Origin of the sequence: Flavobacterium hibernum, from assembly GCF_000832125.1 — a bacterium.
In the GTDB taxonomy this organism is placed as follows: Bacteria; Bacteroidota; Bacteroidia; order Flavobacteriales; family Flavobacteriaceae; genus Flavobacterium; species Flavobacterium hibernum.
This window is the reverse complement of record NZ_JPRK01000017.1, coordinates 68,547-91,171: the sequence shown is the minus strand read 5'-3', so window position 1 is coordinate 91,171 and position 22,625 is coordinate 68,547. Positions and strand designations below refer to the sequence as shown.

The window sequence follows — 22,625 nt, the reverse complement described above, 5'->3', positions numbered from 1 at the left end:
GAGAATCATTCTAATCTGTGGCAAAAAAACAAATAAGAAAACATACCAAACTATGGACGATATCAATACAACTACACCAGAAATCACAAATGAAGATGTAAATTTTCAAACCAGAATAAATTTAGCGCCACTTTTAGATCACGTAAGCGAGATTAAAAAAGAAATCGAAACCGTAATTGTAGGTCAACATAAAATGGTCGATCAACTATTGGTTGCGATTTTATCAAACGGACACGTTTTACTTGAAGGTGTTCCGGGTGTTGCTAAAACAATTACTGCAAAATTATTATCTAAAACATTGAATATTGGCTTTAGCCGAATTCAGTTTACGCCCGATTTAATGCCGTCTGATATACTGGGAACTTCAATTTTTAATTTGAAAAACTCGGAATTTGAGTTTAAAAAAGGTCCTATATTCTCTAATTTAATTTTAATTGATGAGATCAATCGTGCTCCTGCCAAAACGCAAGCAGCACTTTTTGAAGTTATGGAAGAGCGCCAAATTACTATTGACGGATCTGCTTATCAACTTGAAACTCCGTTTTTGGTCATTGCTACACAAAATCCTATCGAACAAGAAGGAACGTATCGTTTGCCTGAGGCACAATTAGACCGTTTTTTATTCAAAATCACAATTGATTACCCAAAATTAAACGAAGAAATTTTAATTATCCAAAGAGAGCATTTACTACAAGATCACGGAAAATTAGAAGCGATTAAAACGATACTTTCTGCGGCTCAAATAAAAGAATATCAGGCTTTAGTAAAACAAATTAGAGTAGAGCAAAATTTATTAGAATACATTGCTCGAATTGTTGTGAATACACGTGAAAATGCCTTTTTATATTTAGGAGCTTCTCCTCGTGCTTCGATTGCAATTTTAAATGCTGCCAAAGGTTTTGCAGCTATCCGCGGACGCGATTTTGTAACTCCGGAAGATATTAAAGAAGCCGCAATTCCTGTTTTACAACATCGTGTAATTGTAGCTCCAGAACGTGAAATGGAAGGAATTACAAGTTCTGAAATCATTAAACAGATTATTGAAACTGTAGAAATACCAAGATAATTGTTAATTGTAAATGGTTAATTATAAATATTTAAACTTTATATATTGACTAAAAACGTGAAACTTGAAACTATAAAGAAACCTGAAACAAATTAAAAATTGAAATTCATAAAAAGCCTTTATCTCAATAACTTCTTTTTCTATATGCTCTTGGGCATTATTGGACTATTTGTTTGTGCTTTTATTTTTCCGAATTTATACAATGCGGTTTGGTTTATCGTTTTGATTCTTGCCACTTTTCTTGGTCTTGACATTTTGATTTTATATTTGACAAAAACAGGAGTTGAAGCAGAAAGAAAAACACCCGAAAAACTTTCGAATGGAGATCTAAACCCTGTAACAATCAGTATTAAAAACCATTATACATTTAAAATTTCGGTTAAAATAATTGACGAAATACCATTCCAGTTTCAAGTACGTGATTTTAAAATCGAAAAAACAATCAAAGCTTCTGAACAAAAAGAAATAGGCTACGATTTACGCCCAACGGAACGCGGAGAATACTATTTTGGGTATTTGAACGTATATGTTTCTTCGCCTTTAAAATTAATTTCAAGAAGATTCTCATTCGATAAAGATCAAATGGTGCCAACATATCCCTCTTATATTCAATTGAGAAAATATGATTTATTGGCATTTTCGAATAATTTATTTCAATATGGAATAAAAAAGATTCGCAGGATTGGTCATACAATGGAATTTGAACAAATTAAAGAATATGTGCAAGGCGACGATCTTAGAACTTTAAACTGGAAAGCTACCGCAAAGAAAAACGCTTTGATGGTAAACCAATTTCAGGACGAAAAATCGCAATCGGTTTATATGGCGATAGATAAAGGTCGCGTCATGCAAATGCCTTTTGAAGGTTTAAGTTTACTGGATTATGCTATTAATTCGACTTTGGTTTTAGCAAATGTTATCCTAAAAAAACAAGATAAAGCAGGTATTTTTTCTTTCTCTAAAAAGGTAGAAAACAGAGTTTTTGCAGAGAAAAGATCTTCTCAGATGCAAAAAATTCTGGAAACGTTATACAACATCAAAACGGATTTTTTCGAAAGTGATTACAGCCGTCTTTATGTCGATATTAAGAAAAATATCAATCAAAGAAGTTTGATAATTTTGTATACCAACTTCGAAACAATGGATGGTTTAAATCGTCAATTACCTTACTTAAAAGGAATTGCAAAAAATCATTTATTGGTAGTTGTTTTCTTTAGTAATACCGAATTGAATGCGATTATCAATAAAAAAACCGATACGATTCAAGAAATCTATGACAAAGTTATTGCCGAAAAATTCATGTTCGAAAAGCGTTTAATCGCAAATGAACTTAAGAAATACGGAATACATTCGGTTTTAACGCAGCCGGAGAATTTGACTTTGGACGCGATTAATAAATATTTGGAGATTAAAGCGAGAGGAATTTTGTAAAAGTTGTGAAATGTAAAATGAAACAGAAATCAGAAACCTTACTATTTATAAATGACTGATTAAACAATTTTATCTTTCATTAATTGCAGGCCAAATCTTTGTCTTTTACAAACATTATGAAAACATCAAATTCTTACTATAAATAAAAATAGTCAAAAAAAACTTTGAACCTTTGTTTCTCACAACCTTTGTAACTTCTAAAAAATGAAAAAATTAATTCTAATCACATTCGTTTTCACGAGCTTTCTGTCTCGCGCGCAAAAAACAGAAAACATCATCATTATCACCACAGATGGTTTTAGATGGCAGGAAGTTTTTAAAGGAATCGATCCGGCAATTGCCAATGATAAAAAATTCAATCAGGGCGACAGTACTTATATTTATAAAAAATATTCTAGTGCAGATTTCAAGGAAAGCCGAAAAAAAATCATGCCTTTTTTATGGTCTGAAATTGTTTCGAAAGGTCAAATTTATGGCAATCGCGATTTAGGAAACAAAGTAGATGTTTCAAATCCATATTGGTTCAGTTATCCCGGATATAGCGAAATCATGACCGGAAATGTTGATGTTGCGGTAAACTCTAATAGCTATAAAGCAAATCCAAATGTCAATGTTTTAGAATTTTTAAATCAGCAACCAAAACTAAAAGGAAAAGTAGCTGCATTTGGCGCGTGGGATGCTTTTGACCGAATTTTAAATGAAAAAAGAAGCAATTTTCCAGTAATTTCTGCCTTTGATAATGTTGGCGGAACTAAACCAACTTCAACTCAAAAGTTGTTAAACGAAATGCGCAATAACTCATTCAAACCTTTTCATGAAGACGAATGTCTGGACGTTTTTACACATTATGAGGCATTGGATGAACTTAAAACAAAGAAACCAAAAGTACTTTATATTGCTTACGGCGAAACTGATGAATGGGCTCATCACGGACATTACAGATCGTATCTTGATGCTGCCAATCAAGTTGATAAATGGATTAGCGAAATCTGGAATTTTGTACAAAATGATCCGCAATACAAAAACAAAACCACTTTATTAATTACTGTAGACCATGGTCGTGGTGACAAAACAAAAGCACAATGGACAGATCATGGCGCTGATGTTGTGGGAGCATCGGAAATTTGGTTTGCCGCAATTGGACCAGAAATTGAGGCAAAAGGCGAAGTAAAAACAGATTCTCAATTGTATCAAAAACAAATTGCGCAAACGATCGCCAAAATTATGGGATATACTTTTACAACCACACATCCTGTAGCAAATGAGATTACCGAAGTGTTAAAAAAATAAATTAACAACCATAAACCAACCAAAACCAATCTACCAAAATGAAAAAAACCTTATTATTTTTATTATTATTTGCCGCTTTTATTCCGAAAATAATTGCACAAAAACCAGATACTCTTGTTGCATATTACGAGAATATCGAAAAATCTTTAAAATACGAATCCGGAAAAATTAAATTACCCGAAGGCGAAGGAACGCTGAATGTTCCTAAAGGATTTAAATTTTTGAATGCTGCACAAACACAAGACGTTTTAAGTAATTTATGGGGAAATCCCGAAGACAAGACCGTTCTAGGATCACTTGTTCCTGATGCTAAAGGCGTTACACATGCTAATAGCTGGATGTTTGTAATAAGTTATCAGGGAGATGGTTTTGTAAAAGATGATGATGCCGGCGACATCGATTATGATGATTTGCTAAAAACCATGAAAGAGGATACAAAAGCAGAAAATGAAGAACGAAAAAAAGGCGGATATTCGGCAGTAGAATTAGTTGGTTGGGCTTCAAAACCATACTATGATAATAATTTAAAAGTATTACACTGGGCAAAAGAATTAAAATTTGGTCAGGACGAAACCAATACTTTAAATTATGATCTAAGAGTTTTAGGAAGAAAAGGAATGTATAATATTTCGGCAGTAGCAGGAATGGGACAACTTGCAGAAGTTAAAGCCAGTATTCCGGGAATCCTAAAAAGTGTCGAATTTAATGACGGACACAAATACTTAGATTTTGATGCCGATACTGATACTGTTGCGGCCTGGACTATTGGCGGATTAGTAGCCGGAAAAGTGCTTGCAAAAGTAGGTTTCTTTGCGATCATTGCTAAATTCGGAAAAGTAATATTCTTGGCAATCGCTGCAGCTTTTGCAGGGTTAAGAAAATTTTTATTCGGCAAAAAAGATCAAGTTACAACAAGACCTCAGGAAGAAGAAACAGCATTACTAGAAGAAAACAATCCTAAAGAAGAATAGTTTTTTTGCCACGAATTACACGAATTTGCACGAATTAGTTTGTACTTCAATACGGACAAAAATTAGCGGAAATTCGTATAATTTGTGGCAAACTTTTTTTATTCAATTCTAAAAATATTTCAGACAAAAACTAAACTACTCGAACTGAAAAATAGTTTTTTTCGCCACAAATTACACGAATTTTCACGAATTATTTTTTACTTCAATACGAAGAAAAATTAGTGGAAATTCGTGTAATTCGTGGCAAACTTTTTTAACCGTACATAAAGAAAACCTTTGAACCTTTGCCTCTCTTAACCTTTGCTCCTATTTTAAAAAAAACTCAGTACCTTAGCGGCTCAGAAACTTAGTACCTTTAAAAAAAATGAAACAAATTACTTCAATACAAAATCCGTTTATTAAATCGCTAGTTTTACTTCAAGAAAAAGCCAAAGCCAGAAAACAAACCGGAACATTTTTGATTGAAGGTTTACGAGAAATTTCATTGGCAATAAAAGGCGGTTACGAAATAGAAACGGTTTTGTTTTTACCGGAATTAGTAACTGAAAATCAAATCAATAAATTAGTAAACTCACCAGTTCCGCTAATTGAGATTAATAAGGAAGTGTATCAAAAACTTGCCTATCGTGACACAACCGAAGGTATTTTGGCAATAGCCAAAACAAAATCAATGTCATTATCGGATTTAAAACTATCTAAAAATCCATTGATTTTAGTAGCCGAAGCTCCCGAAAAACCAGGGAACATTGGAGCGCTTTTGCGCACCGCAGATGCTGCAAATCTTGATGCCGTATTAATCGCCAATCCAAAAAGTGATTTATACAATCCAAATATTGTGCGTTCGAGCGTTGGTTGTTTGTTTACCAATCAAATAGCAACAGGAACTACAGCAGAAATCATTGCTTTCTTGAAAGAAAAAAAGATTGATTTTTATTGCGCTACTTTACAAAATTCGACTTCATATCATACACAAGACTTTACTACTCCAACTGCATTAGTTGTGGGTACAGAAGCAACCGGTTTAACGCAGGATTGGCGTGATGCCGCTACGCAAAATATCATTATACCTATGCAAGGCGAAATTGACAGCATGAATGTATCTGTCGCAGCTGCCATTTTAATTTTTGAAGCCAAACGTCAACGAGGATTTAATTAATTATAAATTTAAAATTATGAATTGTAAATTATTTCTAGTACTGTTTCTTTTAGGTCTTACAGCTTCTGCACAGATTTCAAATCAAGAAGTAGATGAATTGGTAAATCGCACCATAAAAGCCTTTGACGTTCCCGGAATTGCTGTTGCAATTGTAAAAGACGGAAAAGTAGTTTTGGCAAAAGGTTACGGTGTAAAATCGGTTACAACACAACAAAAAGTAGATGCTAATACTCTTTTTGGAATTGCGTCAAACAGCAAAGCTTTTACATCTGCAGCTCTTGCGATGCTGGTAGACGAAGGCAAAATAAAATGGGACGATAAAGTGATACAATACCTTCCTGATTTTAAAATGTATGATGATTTTGTAACGCGTGAATTTACTATTCGTGATTTACTAACACACAGAAGCGGACTTGGTCTTGGCGCGGGAGATTTAATGATTTGGCCTGACGGAAGCGATTTTAAAGCACAAGATATCATTCATAATTTAAGATATTTAAAACCTGTTTCGAGCTTTAGAACCAAATACGATTATGATAATTTAATGTACATTATTGCAGGCGAAATTGTGCATGTTGTAAGTGGCAAAACTTGGGCGGATTTTGTTGAAGAACGCATCATGAAACCTTTGGAAATGAATAATAGTGTCGCATCTGTAAAACGATTAAAAGATACTACAAACGTAATTACGCCTCACGTTCCGCTTGATGGAAAACTAAAAACTATAAAACGCTATGAAAATCAGCTTTTTGATGGAGCTGCCGGAATTTATTCTAGTGTAAACGATTTGAGTAAATGGGCTATTGTGCAAATCAATAACGGAAAATACGGCGATAACAAACAATTGTTTTCTGAAAAAGAACACGATGAAATGTGGCAATTACAAACGATTATTCCAACAAAAACAAGACCTCCTTATAACACTCATTTTAACGGGTATGGTTTAGGATGGTTTTTAAATGATATAAAAGGATACAAACAAGTTTCGCATACTGGAGGTTTAGAAGGAAATGTTACGCAAACGACTTTGATTCCGGAATTAGGATTGGGAATTATTGTATTGACTAATCAGCAATCCGGAGCAGCTTTTAGCGCTATTACAAATACAATTAAAGACAGTTATTTAGGCATTAAGTCTGATGATTATGTAACGGTTTACAGCAACAAAATGAAAGCCAGCGAAGAATCTGCTGACAAAGTTACAGACGAAGTTTGGACTACTGTTGCCAAAAATAAAAAAGACAAAGTAAAAACTGATTTTTCTAAAATTACAGGAACTTACAAAGACAATTGGTTTGGAGAAGTTACTATTACGGAGAAAAAAGGAAAAGTATATTTTGCTTCAAAACGTTCTCCTCAACTGGCAGGTGAAGTTTTTTTCTACAAAGATGGAAACTACGTGGTAAAATGGAATAACGCTTTTTTCCACGCAGATGCTCATCTACTTTTCAAATACGATGAAAACGGAAAAGTCATTAACTTAAAAATGCTTCCAATTTCTGAATTAACGGATTTCAGTTATGACTTTCAGGATTTAGATTTTTCGAAAGAGTAATTTTTAGATTTTAGATTAAAAACTTGTGGTTTTTAATCTAAAATTTTTCTTTTCTGCTTTTCATAAAAAACAGCTTTTCAAATCTATTTTGGACAAATATAAGTCCATTTTATCAATCAAAAATCTGATATCTAAAATCTAAAATCTAAGTTTCAAATCCTTGTGTATATACATTTTTTTTCCTATTTTTAGTACTTGAACTATGCCGTTATGATAGAAATAGATATTGAAAAAGAAAATAAAGCAATTGCGCAAGAGTATAAAGAATTACTTCGAATCAGTTATCAGACTTTAAGCCCAACCGACAAAAAACTTATCCGTAAAGCATTTGATGTTGCTGTTGATGCTCATAAAGAGCAAAGACGGAAATCTGGCGAAGCGTATATCTTTCATCCTATTGCAGTTGCAAAAATTGTTGCCTCAGAAATTGGTTTGGGAGCGACTTCGATTGCTGCGGCTTTATTGCACGATGTTGTCGAAGATACGCCTATGACGGTCGAAGATATCGAACGTTTGTTTAATCCAAAAGTGGCTCAGTTGGTCGAAGGTTTGACCAAAATTTCATTGGTTCAAAAAGATCTAAATGCTTCTATGCAGGCAGAGAATTTTAGAAAAATGATCCTGACTTTGAATGATGATGTTCGCGTAATTTTAATAAAATTGGCGGATCGTTTGCACAATATGCAAACCATGGATTCGATGGCAGAATACAAACAAACTAAAATTGCCTCAGAAACACTTTATATCTATGCTCCTCTCGCCCATCGTTTAGGACTTTATAATATTAAAACTAAATTGGAAGATTTAGGATTAAAATATACTGAACCGGCCGTTTACAATGATATTGTAAGCAAGATTAGAGAAACTAAAGAAGAGCAGGATGCTTATATCAAAGACATTTCAGATGTTTTAAAGAAATCTTTAGATAGTGAAGGAATCGATTATATTATAAAAGGTCGTCCGAAATCTATTTATTCGATTCGCCGAAAAATGCGTGCTCAGAACGTTAGTTTCGACGAAGTATATGACAAATTTGCCTTAAGAATTGTTTACAAATCAGATCCGCACGACGAAAAGTTTGTGGCCTGGAAAATATATTCGATCGTTACAGATCACTACAGACCAAGTCCGAGTCGTTTACGCGATTGGATTTCTTCTCCAAAATCAACTGGATATGAAGCTTTGCACATTACCGTTATGGGACCAAAAGGTCGCTGGGTCGAAGTGCAGGTACGAAGCGAACGTATGGATGAAATTGCAGAGAAAGGTTATGCAGCACATTACAAATACAAAAACGGAGCAACCGAAGAAAGCGGTTTGGACGTTTGGTTGAATTTACTTCGCGAAGCATTAGAAAATCAGGAAACCAATGCGGTAGATTTTGTCGAAGATTTTAAAATGAATTTATATTCAAAAGAAATCTTTGTCTTTACGCCAAAAGGAGAAATCAAATCGTTGCCAAAAGGCGCCACATCTCTTGACTTTGCCTTTAGTATTCACTCTGAGATTGGAATTAAAACCAGAGGAACACGTGTCAATGGTCGTTTGGTTCCGTTAAATCACGAATTAAAAAGTGGCGATCAGGTCGAAGTAATTACATCTGCAAACCAAAAACCAACGGTAAACTGGTTAGAATATGTAACCACTTCGAGAGCCAAAAATAAAATTAAAAATGTTCTTAACGAGAACACCAAGAAAATTGCCGAAGAAGGTAAAGAATTACTTACCCGAAAACTTAAGCATTTAAAAATAACGATTAGTGAACAAGTAATCAATGAACTCGTTAACTTTTTCAAGCTTAAAACCAGTTTAGATTTATTTTACAGAGTTGGAATTGGTGCAATCGAGAATCAGCAATTAAAGGATTACGCAGCGCAAAAAAGCAACTCGTTTATCAATTTCTTTAAAAATAAAATTAAAAGAAATAAGGATACTGCAGACGATGACATTCATAAACCTGTCATTAGCAGTAATTATGACATGTTGGTTTTTGGAACTGAACATGATAAACTAGATTATAAACTTTCGCCATGTTGTAACCCAATTCCGGGAGACGACGTTTTTGGTTTTGTAACTATAAACGAGGGAATTAAAGTACATAAAAAAGATTGTCCAAACGCAATTGGAATGCAGTCAAACTATGCATATCGTATCATGAGTGCCAAATGGATTGACTCTTCTCAGGAAGAATTTAAAGCCATTATCAACATTACAGGAATGGATGTTTTAGGACTTACAAACCAATTAACAAGGGTGATTTCGAACAATATGAGTGTAAATATCCAGAGTATTTCGTTAAGTACAGATGCAGGAATTTTTCACGGACAAATTGCAGTTATTGTTCAAAATAATACGATTTTGAAAAAAATGATCAATGCAATTAAAAAAATTGATGGAGTTGATAAAGTTACCAGAGAATATAGAACCTAACTTTTTAACCTATCTATAAGGGTTTTATAACTAAACTTTAAACACGAAACTTTTATTCATTAAAAATAAAAATTTATCTTTGCCGGATATGACACTCATTTCAACTGACAACACTAAGAATCAAGAAATTGTAAAAAATGTATTTACAATGTATCTTGAACAAAAAGGGCATCGCAAAACTCCTGAGCGTTATGCAATACTTCAGGAAATTTACGATAGCGAAGAACATTTTGATATTGAAAACCTTTATATCAAGATGAAAAACAAGAACTATCGTGTGAGTAGAGCAACTTTATACAACACGATTGAACTATTGTTGGACTGCGCTTTGGTTAGAAAACATCAATTTGGACAAAATCAGGCTTATTACGAAAAATCGTATTTTGATAAACAACACGATCACATTATCATGACAGATTCTGGTGAGGTGATTGAATTTTGCGATCCAAGAATTCAAACCATCAAAAAAACAATCGAAGAAATATTTGATATCGAAATTACGAATCACTCACTTTATTTCTACGGAAACAAAAAGCAAAAACAATAATCCCGAAAAGGCATTATTTACAAAATAAAAAAAAGAAAATTAACTACATTAATCAGTAGGGCAATTCAAATTGCCTCAACGCAAATTAAAACAGAATGACGGTAGATTTATTACTAGGATTACAATGGGGAGATGAAGGTAAAGGGAAAATTGTTGACGTTCTTACCTCAAATTATGATATCATTGCACGTTTTCAAGGAGGACCAAATGCAGGACATACATTAGAATTTGACGGAATTAAACACGTACTTAGAACCATTCCTTCTGGAATTTTTCATAAAAAATCAATAAACATCATCGGAAATGGTGTTGTAATAGATCCTGTAGTTTTTCAAAAAGAAATTGAAGGTTTAGAGAAATTTAACCTTGACATCAAAAGCAAATTGATCATTTCTAGAAAAGCACATTTAATTTTGCCAACGCACCGCTTGTTAGATGCAGCATCTGAAGCTTCTAAAGGAAAAGCAAAAATTGGTTCTACATTAAAAGGAATTGGCCCAACTTACATGGACAAAACTGGTAGAAACGGATTACGTGTTGGAGACATTGAATTAGAAGACTTTAAAGACCGTTACAGAGCTTTAGCTGACAAACATGAAGCAATGATTGCTTTTTATGATGTAGCGATTCAATACAACTTAGCTGAACTTGAAAAAGAGTTTTTTGAAGCTATCGAAGAATTAAAAAAATTAGATTTTATTGACAGTGAAGAATATATGTACCAAGCTCAAAAAGCTGGTAAATCTATTTTATGCGAAGGAGCTCAAGGTTCATTATTAGATGTTGATTTTGGAACTTATCCTTTTGTAACTTCATCAAATACTACTGCTGCCGGAGCTTGTACTGGTTTAGGAATCGCTCCTAATAAAATCAAAGAAGTTTACGGAATTTTTAAGGCATACGTTACACGTGTTGGTAGCGGACCTTTCCCAACTGAACTTTTTGACGAAGTTGGTGCTACAATGGCAAAAGTTGGAAACGAATTTGGATCTGTTACAGGAAGACAAAGACGTTGTGGATGGTTAGACTTAGTAGCGCTTAAATATGCTGTTCAGGTAAACGGAGTAACACAATTAATGATGATGAAAGGTGATGTTCTTTCTGGATTCGAAACTTTAAAAGTGTGTACTGAATACAACTACAAAGGACAAAACATCTCTCACTTCCCTTATAACATCGAACCAGAAAATGTAACTCCGGTTTATAAAGAATTTAAAGGATGGCAAGCAGATTTAACTGGTATGACAACTTACGATCAATTACCAGTCGAGTTAAAAGAATATATTGAATTTATCGAAGCTGAAGTTGGTGTACCAATTAAGATTGTATCTGTTGGACCAGACAGAAAGCAAACGATAACAAAATAACAATCTCTAAACGCTCTGATAATCAGGGCGTTTTTTTATACAAATTTATATGCCTTATGAAAAATCCGGAAATCAAAATAACTGAAACTTCTTTACTATCAGACAATTGGTACATCTTAAACAAAGTAACATTTAGTTATCAAAAAGAAAATGAAAAAATTCAAACACATGTTCGTGAAGTTTATGATCGTGGAAACGGAGCTGGAATTTTATTATACAACACTACAAAAAAAACAGTTATTCTAACACGTCAATTTCGTTTGCCAACTTTCCTTAACGGAAATAAAACCGGAATGATGATTGAGGTTTGTGCAGGACTTTTAGATCAGGATCATCCTGAGCAAGCTATTATTCGTGAAACCGAAGAAGAAACAGGATATCGCCTAAGCAAAGTCCAGAAAGTAGTAGAAACTTATATGTCGCCAGGTGCAGTAACAGAAATCTTATATCTTTTTGTTGGAGAATATGACGAAAGTATGAAAGTAAGCGAAGGCGGTGGATTAGCTTCTGAACAGGAAAACATCGAGGTTCTGGAATATACTTTTGACCAAGCTTATGCCATGATTGAATCTGGAGAAATTACAGATGCTAAAACTATTTTACTATTACAACATGCTAAGATAAAAGGGTTGGTTTAATTTAATTTTCAAAATATCATGACTCAAAAACCAATAATCTTTCTTTTACTGATTTCATTTTTATTTGTAAACTGCAAAAATGAAATCAGTAAAACAGACCATGCGAAAGTTGAAGAATCGAAAATTGAAAGTGCCAAAACTGAAAAGTCATCTTCAAAAATAACTGACGAAAATTTTGAAGCCTTTTTAAAAGATTTTAGTCGTGATTCTCTTTTTCAAATTAGCAGAGTAAAATTCCCGTTGAAAGTCAAAGAAATTGACTTAGAAAGCATGGAAGAAATAAATGAAAACAAGTCAGGATTTAAAGAAAGAACCATTTTAAAGTCTGAATATACAAAACTAGATTTCACTTATCCTAATGATGCATTAACGAGAGAACTTGATCGATATAGTCAGAAGAATATATTAAAAAATAATTTAATGACTGTTGAGATTAGAGGAATTGATAATGGAATTTACTCAGATATTTATTTTGAAAAAATAAATGGAAAATGGTTTTTGAAATCTTGGAAAGAACAATCGACTTAAAATTTTATGAAAAACCAAATCAATTTCTGGCAAGAATTTGCAAAACAAACTAACGGTACTTTTAAAGAAGGTTATTCATGGCGTTCTGACTCAAACACAATTGAATACAAAAATTGGAAAATTATTTTTGACAATTACACATTATGGTCTGGTAAATACAGCACACAAATGACTCGAGTTGTAGCACCTATCACTTTTACAGATAATTTTAAATTTGAAATTTATCGTGAAGGATTTATTCGCAAAATCGAAAAACTTTTTGGCGCTCAGGATGTTGAGATTGGTTATCCAGAATTTGACAAAGCCTTTACAATTAAAAGCAATAATGAGTTTAAGATAAAAACATTATTACGAAATAAAGAAATTAGAAATCTGCTCGAATCTCAAAAAGAAGTCAATATTCAAATCTCAGATCAAGAAGGTATTTGGGAAAAGAAACTTCCGGAAGGAGAATATGAACTATCTTACTATATGGATGGTGAAGTTGATAATATGGAAATTTTAAAATCTGTGCTTAAGGTCTTTAAATTGATTCTCGACGATTTGTATCAAATGAAATCTATAGTATAGCATCAAAACTTAAAATATTCGAATTTTTGAGTGTCATTTTGATAAAGCTTTTACAATGATTCAATCTGGTAAAATTACAAATACTAAAATTATTTTATTATTACAACACGCTAAGATAAAAGGATTAGTGTAAGATATTTTTTGCTATTTTAGATTAATTATAGCAAATTATATCCAACAACTAAAACGAATAAAATGTTGAAATTAAAAATGATCTTTTTACTAATTCTAACATCAAAAGCCTACTCACAAGCAGAAAAAGAAACTTACCTTTTTTCAAAAGACATAAAAACGAACTTCGAAAATGACAAAAATTTGTCGAGATATCAAGTAGCTGCTACAAATTATTCTATAAGCAGTTATTATAAACAAGGTCTTGAAACATGGGACAAACAATCTGCTTCAGATACTTTGGAAAAAAAAACTATTTCTACAGAAGACAGCCTTTATTTTAAATCTTTTAAACCTGTAAATGCAAAGAAATATATAATTGATCGCTCAAAAAACGAGCGAATCATTCTAATAAACGAAGCACATAACAATTCCAGACATCGAGTTTTTACAACATCATTATTGCAGGATTTATACAATAATGGATATCGATTTCTCGGATTAGAGGCGTTGTGGAAAAATCTGGATAACAGAGGGTTTGCAGTTTTAGAAAGCGGTTTTTATACCAAAGAATCTCAATTTGGCAATTTAATTCAGGAAGCTACAAAAATTGGATTTACTGTTTTTAGATATGAAGGCACTTCACGAGTAAATGATGGTGGTAAAACCAGAGAAATAGAGCAAGCTGAAAACATTGTTAAATTAATGAAAGAAAACCCTAATTCTAAATTCCTGATTCATTGCGGATATGAGCACATTATTGAAGGCGTTCCAAGCATTACAACTTGGGATAAAGCAATGGCTGGCAGAATTATAGAAATGACAGGTATAAACCCTTTTACAATTGATCAAACCTATTATTCTGAAAAAGGAATTCCAACGTTAAACTCTCCATATATTCAATTGGTTAATCGGGATTACCCAGTTATTATGGTAAATAAAGACAATAAAATATTTACCGGAGCTATTGATGATTCTAAAAAAATCGATTGCACAATTATATATCCCGTTACAAAATACATTAACAATAGACCAGACTGGCTAAGTTTATCAAAAGAAAGAAAAACAGTTAAAATTGAAAAAACTAAAATTAAGGAATACCCAGCATTAGTATTGGCATATCGAATTAATGAATATGAAAAAAAAGGTATTCCCGCTGACATTATTGAGCTTCTAGATGCATCTGGAAAAAGCAATTTAATACTGGAAAAAGGAGAATACAGGATTTTAATTAAAAATAGTGATTATAAAATTGTTAGTGATTTTATACAAACTGTAAAATAATGAATAAATGAGGTAATAAATGAAAATCAAATAACCAAATCAGTAAATTGTGTAATTCATTTAAGTATTAAAAAAATAACTTTACTATACTAAAAAATTCTATTTATGAGAAAGTTATATTACACATCAAATATTTTACTAGTGGTTGTTTTGGTTTTAATAAGTTCTTGCAAAAAGAATGAAACAAACGAAACTAAAATAAAGCCAAAAAAAACTATTGAGCATATAAAACCAAAATCAGTCTCGTATCATTTCGAAAAAACAAAAGAGTGGCTCAAAGTAAATGAAGCTGACAGCGTTAAACTTCGTATTGCATACGCCATAAATAGAACAGACAAGTCACATTTTACTAAAATGGACTCCGTTGTAATTCCAGCTGATTTTACGGGCGATTTAGTTTATTACCTGCCATTTCCTGTACATGTTAAAGCTTTAGAAGAAGTATCAAAAGTGATTATTTTCTCCTATCCTACTCAAACCTTTGCTGCTTACGAAAACGGTGAACTTGTCCTTACGGGGCCAACCAATATGGGTAGAAAAAAAGATCCTACTCCAACCGGATTATTTTTTACGAATTGGAAAGCCGAAAAAACGACGAGTACTTTTAATGACGAATGGGAATTAAAATGGAATTTCAATATTGAAAATAAACTAGGAGTTGGTTTTCATCAATATGAACTACCAGGATATCCAGCATCACATTCCTGCTTAAGACTACAAGAAAATGATGCCAAATTTTTATATAAATGGGCAGACGAATGGATATTGAAGGATAAGGAAAATGTAAAAGTAAAAGGAACTCCGGTTATCGTTTTTGGAAATTATAGTTTTGACGCTCCAAAACCTTGGTTTGAGTTAGTCAAAAACCCAAAAGCTTTAGATATTTCAGAAGATGAGATAGAAACTCAAGCACAGCCTTTTATTCAGACAATTTTAGAAAATCAGAAATTAAGAGAAGCAGAACAAACTACTACTCCATAAAATACTTCATCAACAAAAATTATAAAATTAAGAACAGCCAAAATCATTTTTTAAATGGTTTTGGCTGTTTTTTTTGAAGAATAAATGTGAAATTGAGCTAAAACCGATCTCTAAATATTCTTTGCTCTCCAGCTGAAGCTGCAATCTATTCAATTGTGTAATTGTATAATATAACATCTCAAAGCCCTTCAAATTCATACTTTTAAAAACTTTCAGTCATAAATGAATGAACGTTTATTTATTATTTTTATATTTGCAAATAATTAATTCCATTTATTAAACTTGAGATGAACAATTCACTTATAAAAAATAAAAAGATCGTCATTATTGGCGGTGGTCCAGTTGGTTTAACAACAGCTAGAATTTTGCAAATTAATGGTGCAGATGTAACCGTTTACGAAAGAGATTTAAATGCACAGGCCAGAACCTCGGGAGGAACACTTGATATACATTTGGATTCAGGACAAAAGGCGATTCAAAAAGCAGATTTAATGAAAAAGTTTTATCATTATGCAAGGCCAACTGGTGAAAAAATGGCTGATATGCATGGAAACATTACTTCTGAAGAAATGCCCGACGAAGAAAATGCATATTCTCGTCCAGAAATTGATCGCAATGATTTGAGAAAAATCATGCTCGAAAATCTTAAGAAAAATACGGTTATCTGGGACAGCCATTTAATTGATATCGAACAAATAGAAGACCAATATCATTTAGAATTTAAAAATGGTATTAAAATAATTGCCGATTTTGTAATTGTTGCCAATGGCGGTAGATCTAACGCCAGAAAATTTGTTACCGATAAGGAACCAAAACTTTCAGGAACTTATATCATTCAGGGCGAAATTGCTAATCTCGACCAAGATTATCCCAATTTTAAACCTAAATACGGGAATGGGAATGTGATGGCGATGGGAGAACAAAAAATGTTTTATACCCATACTTTGCGCGATGGTTCAGTTCATTTTGGAGTGTCATTTAAAGCAGATGAAGATTGGATTTTAAACCACAATCTTAATTTTGAAGACAACAACTCTATAAGAGCATTTTTGAACAAAACTTTTGAAAATTGGGGCGACGATTACAAAAACTTCTTTTCGGCTTCAACTGATTTTTCAGGATTGCCACTGCGATTATTTTCGTTAGAAGATTCCTGGAAAAAACATTCAAATATTACTCTTATTGGCGACGCTGCACATCTTATGCCACCTTTTGCCGGCGAAGGCGTAAATATAGGTTTAATGGATGCCTTTCAACTGACCGAAAATTTAACCAATGGTCAATTTGAAACACTTCAAGATGCTATTGACGATTATGAACAAAAGATGTTTAACTACGCTTTAGAAGCACAGCGCATGACGGACAAAATGGAACAATTATTACATTCAGATGTTTCGACCGAAGAAATTTTAAACAGTCGTGGCACTTGATTTTCAACATATAATTGCTATAAGTTCATTTTAAAAATTCTACAATTAAGAAGTGGTTTTGTCATTTCGACGAAGGAGAAATCACACACGAAACTCCATTTCTAAATGTAACAATCTGCTGAATAACTAGTGTGATTTCTCCTTCGTCGAAATGACAATAGAAAACTATTAAAACAAAAAAGGCGTAAGAATTAAAATCTTACGCCTTTTTTTATAATGAAAACTAAAAATTATCTGGAATAATTTGGAGCTTCTTTTGTGATTGTAACATTATGCGGATGACTTTCTGTAATTCCGCTTGACGTAATTCTAACAAAACGTCCTGTTTCTTGTAGAGTCGGAATATCTTTTGAACCACAGTATCCCATTCCAGCACGAAGACCTCCAATAAACTGAAGCATGCTTTCGTTCAATTCTCCTTTGTATGGCACACGACCAACAATTCCTTCTGGAACTAATTTCTTAACATCGTCTTCAACATCTTGAAAGTAACGATCTTTAGAACCTGTTTGCATAGCTTCTACAGAACCCATTCCACGGTACGATTTGAATTTTCTTCCTTCAAAGATAATTGTCTCACCCGGAGATTCTTTTGTTCCTGCTAAAAGCGATCCTAACATTACACAGTCAGCACCAGCAGCGATTGCTTTAGGAATATCTCCTGTATAACGAATTCCACCATCTGCAATAACCGGAACACCAGTTCCTTTAATAGCGGCAGCAACTTCTAAAACTGCTGAAAATTGAGGAAAACCAACACCAGCTACGATACGAGTTGTACAAATAGAACCAGGTCCAATTCCAACTTTTACACCATCGGCACCATTTGCAACTAAATATTTAGCAGCTTCGGGAGTTGCGATGTTTCCAACAATTACATCGATTTGAGGAAATTTTGATTTTACTTCTTTTAAAGTATTTACAACACCTTCGGTATGTCCGTGTGCTGTATCGATAATGATGGCGTCTACTCCTGCAGCAACTAACGCTTCTGCTCTTTGAACTGCATCGCCAGTAACTCCAATTGCAGCAGCTACTCTTAAACGACCAAAAACATCTTTGTTTGCGATTGGTTTTTGAGTCAGTTTTGTAATATCTCTAAAAGTAATTAAACCAACTAATTCGTAGTTAGCATTTACAACTGGTAATTTTTCGATTTTATGTCCTTGTAAAACTACTTCGGCTTGTTCTAATGAAGTTCCTTCGGCAACAGTAACTAAGTTTGTACTGGTCATTACCTCAGCGATTGGTTTTGCTCCGTTTTTCTCGAAACGCAAATCACGATTGGTAACAATTCCTTTAAGGATTTTGTTTTCGTCAACGATTGGAATACCGCCAATTCCAAATTCTTTCATGGCGTTTTTTGCATCTGCAATCGTAGAAGTCATTGGTAATGTTACCGGATCGATAATCATTCCAGACTCAGCACGTTTTACTCTTCTCACCTTTGCAGCTTGCTGCTCGATGGTCATGTTTTTATGTAAAACACCAATTCCGCCCTCTTGTGCCATAGCAATTGCCATAGAACTTTCGGTAACGGTATCCATAGCAGCTGATACTATTGGAACGTTTAGCGTTATATTTCTTGAGAATTTTGATTTGATACTCACTTCGCGAGGAAGCACATTCGAGTAGTTAGGTACTAATAATACATCGTCGTAAGTTAAACCTTCGCCGATAATCTTGGAGTTGTGTGCTATCATGTTGCAATTTCTAGTTGAATTGCGTGCAAATATAGTGAATAAATTGGAAACTTGAATACTAACTTATTCATAAAATTACGTTTACAGGAAAGATCTCACAAATAACTCAAGAGTTAAATTTCAATTTTCTAAATCCCAAATTCCAACTGATCCTTTAAATTCCATGCAAAAAAAACCAAATTCCAATAAACCCGAAACCCCAAAAATTAGAATTTGGAATTTCTAAAATATTGGAATTTTAAAAATTAATCTTCAGAATTTTGGAAAACAAAATTGAAACCAAATTGAAATGCTATACTATTGGCTTTGGATACGTCTTTATATTCTAAGACATTATTAACTAGAAGATACATGTTGAGTTTTCCAAGTGTTCCCGAAAGCCCCAAACCTATATTTTTATCTGAATATTGATCGATAGTATAAGTCACTTTAAAATCAAGTTTTTCGAATATGTTTCGTTTATAAAAAGCAGTTAAAGCTACAAAAGGCTCCACTGGCATTGACATTGCAAACAATTGTCCACCTACTGCATTGACATATTTTCTGGTAACTTTTCCTTTGCAATTGCATTCGTCATCAGAGCGCGATTCTCCAAATGAATATTGAATTGACGAATAAAACTTTGTTGGTCGCCAAGTCGTGTACTTATTATAAAGTGTATCACGTGGTATGGCTTTATCAAATTCATCAAAAACATCTTTTGGCTGATTTGTCGAATCAAAATTAGGATTAACTCCATCATATTTATATTCCCCTTTATAAGTTAAGGTTTGAATATCTTTTGATTGTCTTATAAAACCAAGATCAACGACACTTGCTGTAAGCTGTAAATTTTCTTTAATATAATAAGTCAATCCGGCATCAAAACCTAACCCCAAACTTCCATTAAAAAAAGTATTGTGTACAACATCTTTTGGGATACTTCCATCATATTCGTCTTTTGTAAAAGCAGCAATACCAGAAGTTTTAAGTTCTAAGTTGGATGAAATAATTTGGGTATACAAATTGGGCGTTCCTGCCATTTGTCCGGTATAAATATATCCAGAATTTTTAGTCGATGTAGCGTTAGCTCCACTTGAGTACAACTTTGCACGACCACCTAAAACAAGTTTTTCATTTAGTTTTTTATGATATCCCACGTGAAATACAGAAAGGACTTCGGCTCTAAGATTAATATCTCCCAAATCAAATGATTCACCAATATGATCTCTGTTTCCGTCTAATGCTAATATAGCTTCGTCTTTTGGTACGTATGCTAGAAAATCAAATTCCTGATATACTCCAAACGAAACGTATGATTGACTGTCTTTTCCTCCTACTCTAAAACCGCCTGAGAATATCTCAAGTTGTTGATTGGCTTGTGCTTTGTCTTTGCTCGACGAATTGTTTACGATATTTCGAACTTTATCATTAAAATCGACTCCATTATTTGCAAATAAATCATATGCCGAAAAACTACTGGATCCTAAATTGGCCGAAATTCCGGATAAAACCGGTACTCCAAAATAGAATTTATACGAAACATCCGCTCCTGGATTTACAAGTGACGATTGTGGTATTGCAGTGAAATTATATAATACTTCTTTGTTTTGGGCAAAAACTGTAAGCTGGAATGCCAGCATTAAAATTAAGTATACTTTTCTCATTGTATTACCATGTATGCTGTTGCACTTGAACGTAGTTTTAAACTCCCTACACTATTTTCGTTTAATGGCGGACCTGCTGCCATTATAACCACAAAACCAATTTTTGTAGATTGTTTTAATAAATCTAATCTTTGATTTTCAAATACTTCTGTAGGGTATTTTATAACATTTGACGTTCCTGAATATGCAGGAATAGCAAGTCTTATGCTTTGAAGAATTTGATCATTATCATTTAGAAATAATACATTGAGAGTAAAAGCTCTATTTATAGTGTTTTCGAGTTCAAAATTAAATTCGGCTTTAGCCAAATTATCTCTAAAATATTGATCTTTAAAAACATTAAAATTTTGTACATCAAATGGTATTTGCTGCTCCATACCATTATCAACAAACTTATTTGCGGCTACATCAAAATAAGCCAGATTTGCCACGATAACGGGCTCTAATTTTAGATCTTTTACTTGATCGAAGTCCAGATCACTCGAACATGAAATGAATAAAATTGAGAAAAGCAGTAACTTAAAAATTCTTTTAGTAGGGGGGGCTATTTTCATGGCTTCTTTTATATCTAAATAATAAACAACGCTGTTCTTTTATTACTTATTATGTGCTTTGATGGTAAATATAAACTTTTTATTCTTTGCTAATCTAACACTATTAAAGTTAAATATCAGTTTGTGAAACTATACTCGAATTCAACACTCTTTCAAGATTATTATCTATATCTAATAAATCCTGAATTGCTTTTTCGATACAATCTCTGGTTAATTCTTTTACAAATAAGTCAGGTGGAATTTGATATAAACCATCAAGTTTATATCCATTTTTTTTATCATATTCTATTGCTGTTTTTAGAAAATCATAAGTCCATACATTGATTCCATACTTTCTACCATCTTTCATTCTAACTTGGATATTACAAAACTCATTCTCTATATCCCAATAACTTGGCTCTACCGCCTCAAATTCCATCCAAATTTCAAAATCTTTCATTAGTCTAATTATTTGTTCTGAATTCTTCTTTTAATGAAATTTCCCAAACAATTTTGAAGCCTCGTTATAAGCACTTTCAAAACTTAGAGAATTTAAACCTGTTGTTTTTTTATTGGCAGTAAAATAAGAAACTAATTTTTCTGTCGGCATATTTCCAGTTAGTTTATCTGTAGCCATTGGACACCCGCCAAAACCCTGAATTGCTCCATCAAAACGAGCACAACCGGCCTTTGCTGCTGCATCAATTTTTTCGAACCAACTATTTGGAGTGGTATGTAAATGTGCTCCAAATTCTATTTCGGGATATTTTGGAATTAAATTAGAAAAAAGATACGTAATGACTTCTGGTGTTGAACTTCCAACGGTATCTGAAAGCGATAAGATTTTAACGCCCATTCCTGCCAGCTTTTCTGTCCATTCGCCAACAATTTCAACATTCCAGGGATCTCCATACGGATTTCCGAAACCCATTGAAAGATAGGTTACGACTTCTTTATTTTTTTTATCGGCTATTTCAAGAATCTCTTCGAGTGTTATTAAAGATTCTGCAATAGTTTTATGGGTATTTCTCATCTGAAAATTTTCAGATATAGAAAAAGGAAATCCTAAATACTGAATAGGTTCATGTTCTGCAGCTAATGTTGCACCTTGGGTATTGGCAATTATAGCCAGTAATTTGCTTGAAGTTTGCGATAAATCAAGTTGTGCCAAAACCTCGGCTGTGTCTTGCATTTGCGGAATGGCTTTTGGAGATACAAAACTTCCAAAATCAATGGTATCAAAACCCACTCTAAGCAAAGCTTGTATATAAGAAACCTTGTTTTTTGTAGGTATAAAAGTTTTGATACCTTGCATAGCATCACGAGGACATTCGATAATCTTGATTTCTTTACTCAAAGCTTACTCTTTTATGAAGCTAAGTTAGTTT

At 33.1% G+C, this 22,625-nt stretch carries 20 protein-coding genes; 15 read left to right on the top strand and 5 right to left on the bottom strand.

Annotated features, from left to right (window positions below):
• The first annotated feature begins 52 nt into the window (after window positions 1–52).
• The 15 genes from IW18_RS18910 to IW18_RS18840 all read left to right on the top strand — a co-directional run bounded on the left by IW18_RS18910 (window position 53) and on the right by IW18_RS18840 (window position 17,355).
• Entirely contained in the window at window positions 53–1,066 is a 1,014-nt protein-coding gene (locus IW18_RS18910) for an AAA family ATPase (RefSeq protein WP_041519728.1), read from the top strand.
• Between the two features lie 144 nt (window positions 1,067–1,210).
• The gene (locus tag IW18_RS18905; RefSeq protein ID WP_052480232.1) at window positions 1,211–2,497 is read left to right on the top strand and encodes a DUF58 domain-containing protein; all 1,287 of its coding nucleotides are present in this window, start codon (window positions 1,211–1,213) and stop codon (window positions 2,495–2,497) included.
• A gap of 204 nt (window positions 2,498–2,701) precedes the next feature.
• Window positions 2,702–3,787, top strand: a complete 1,086-nt coding sequence (locus tag IW18_RS18900) for a phosphoglyceromutase (RefSeq protein WP_041519726.1) — start codon at window positions 2,702–2,704, stop codon at window positions 3,785–3,787.
• Window positions 3,788–3,825: 38 nt separating this feature from the next.
• A complete protein-coding gene (locus tag IW18_RS18895; protein WP_084607992.1) occupies window positions 3,826–4,758 on the top strand; it encodes a DUF2167 domain-containing protein in 933 nt (310 codons plus the stop codon).
• A 364-nt stretch (window positions 4,759–5,122) separates the two neighbouring features.
• Complete coding sequence (locus IW18_RS18890) at window positions 5,123–5,914, top strand: TrmH family RNA methyltransferase (RefSeq protein WP_041519725.1); 792 nt, start codon at window positions 5,123–5,125, stop codon at window positions 5,912–5,914.
• Between the two features lie 16 nt (window positions 5,915–5,930).
• The gene (locus IW18_RS18885) at window positions 5,931–7,469 is read left to right on the top strand and encodes a serine hydrolase (protein ID WP_041519772.1); all 1,539 of its coding nucleotides are present in this window, start codon (window positions 5,931–5,933) and stop codon (window positions 7,467–7,469) included.
• Between the two features lie 210 nt (window positions 7,470–7,679).
• A complete protein-coding gene (locus IW18_RS18880) occupies window positions 7,680–9,899 on the top strand; it encodes a RelA/SpoT family protein (protein WP_041519724.1) in 2,220 nt (739 codons plus the stop codon).
• A gap of 88 nt (window positions 9,900–9,987) precedes the next feature.
• The gene (locus tag IW18_RS18875; protein ID WP_026981862.1) at window positions 9,988–10,446 is read left to right on the top strand and encodes a Fur family transcriptional regulator; all 459 of its coding nucleotides are present in this window, start codon (window positions 9,988–9,990) and stop codon (window positions 10,444–10,446) included.
• A 95-nt stretch (window positions 10,447–10,541) separates the two neighbouring features.
• Window positions 10,542–11,813 carry an adenylosuccinate synthase gene (locus tag IW18_RS18870; protein WP_041519723.1) on the top strand — a complete coding sequence of 424 codons (1,272 nt, stop codon included), beginning with the start codon at window positions 10,542–10,544 and terminating at the stop codon, window positions 11,811–11,813.
• 56 nt (window positions 11,814–11,869) lie between these two features.
• Window positions 11,870–12,451, top strand: coding sequence for an NUDIX domain-containing protein (locus tag IW18_RS18865; protein WP_041519722.1), 582 nt, complete (start codon window positions 11,870–11,872; stop codon window positions 12,449–12,451).
• An 18-nt stretch (window positions 12,452–12,469) separates the two neighbouring features.
• Window positions 12,470–12,979 (top strand): DUF4348 domain-containing protein, encoded by a 510-nt coding sequence (locus IW18_RS18860; RefSeq protein ID WP_041519721.1) that lies wholly within the window; start codon window positions 12,470–12,472, stop codon window positions 12,977–12,979.
• Between the two features lie 6 nt (window positions 12,980–12,985).
• Window positions 12,986–13,549 carry a hypothetical protein gene (locus IW18_RS18855; RefSeq protein WP_052480231.1) on the top strand — a complete coding sequence of 188 codons (564 nt, stop codon included), beginning with the start codon at window positions 12,986–12,988 and terminating at the stop codon, window positions 13,547–13,549.
• A gap of 195 nt (window positions 13,550–13,744) precedes the next feature.
• Entirely contained in the window at window positions 13,745–14,944 is a 1,200-nt protein-coding gene (locus IW18_RS18850; protein WP_041519720.1) for a hypothetical protein, read from the top strand.
• Window positions 14,945–15,049: 105 nt separating this feature from the next.
• Entirely contained in the window at window positions 15,050–15,925 is an 876-nt protein-coding gene (locus IW18_RS18845; RefSeq protein ID WP_041519719.1) for a L,D-transpeptidase, read from the top strand.
• A 287-nt stretch (window positions 15,926–16,212) separates the two neighbouring features.
• Window positions 16,213–17,355 carry an FAD-dependent oxidoreductase gene (locus tag IW18_RS18840; protein WP_041519717.1) on the top strand — a complete coding sequence of 381 codons (1,143 nt, stop codon included), beginning with the start codon at window positions 16,213–16,215 and terminating at the stop codon, window positions 17,353–17,355.
• A gap of 230 nt (window positions 17,356–17,585) precedes the next feature.
• Here the strand turns inward: IW18_RS18840 and guaB are convergent, their stop codons facing one another.
• The 5 genes from guaB to IW18_RS18815 all read right to left on the bottom strand — a co-directional run bounded on the left by guaB (window position 17,586) and on the right by IW18_RS18815 (window position 22,594).
• Window positions 17,586–19,058, bottom strand: a complete 1,473-nt coding sequence (gene guaB / locus IW18_RS18835; protein ID WP_041519716.1) for an IMP dehydrogenase — start codon at window positions 19,056–19,058, stop codon at window positions 17,586–17,588.
• 245 nt (window positions 19,059–19,303) lie between these two features.
• Complete coding sequence (locus IW18_RS18830) at window positions 19,304–20,704, bottom strand: DUF5723 family protein (protein ID WP_041519714.1); 1,401 nt, start codon at window positions 20,702–20,704, stop codon at window positions 19,304–19,306.
• A complete protein-coding gene (locus tag IW18_RS18825; protein WP_041519712.1) occupies window positions 20,701–21,258 on the bottom strand; it encodes a hypothetical protein in 558 nt (185 codons plus the stop codon). The genes IW18_RS18830 and IW18_RS18825 overlap by 4 nt, the downstream gene beginning before the upstream one ends.
• A 109-nt stretch (window positions 21,259–21,367) precedes the next feature.
• Entirely contained in the window at window positions 21,368–21,676 is a 309-nt protein-coding gene (locus IW18_RS18820; RefSeq protein WP_240475582.1) for a hypothetical protein, read from the bottom strand.
• Window positions 21,677–21,727: 51 nt separating this feature from the next.
• Window positions 21,728–22,594 carry a hydroxymethylglutaryl-CoA lyase gene (locus tag IW18_RS18815; RefSeq protein ID WP_041519708.1) on the bottom strand — a complete coding sequence of 289 codons (867 nt, stop codon included), beginning with the start codon at window positions 22,592–22,594 and terminating at the stop codon, window positions 21,728–21,730.
• Window positions 22,595–22,625: the final 31 nt, after the last annotated feature.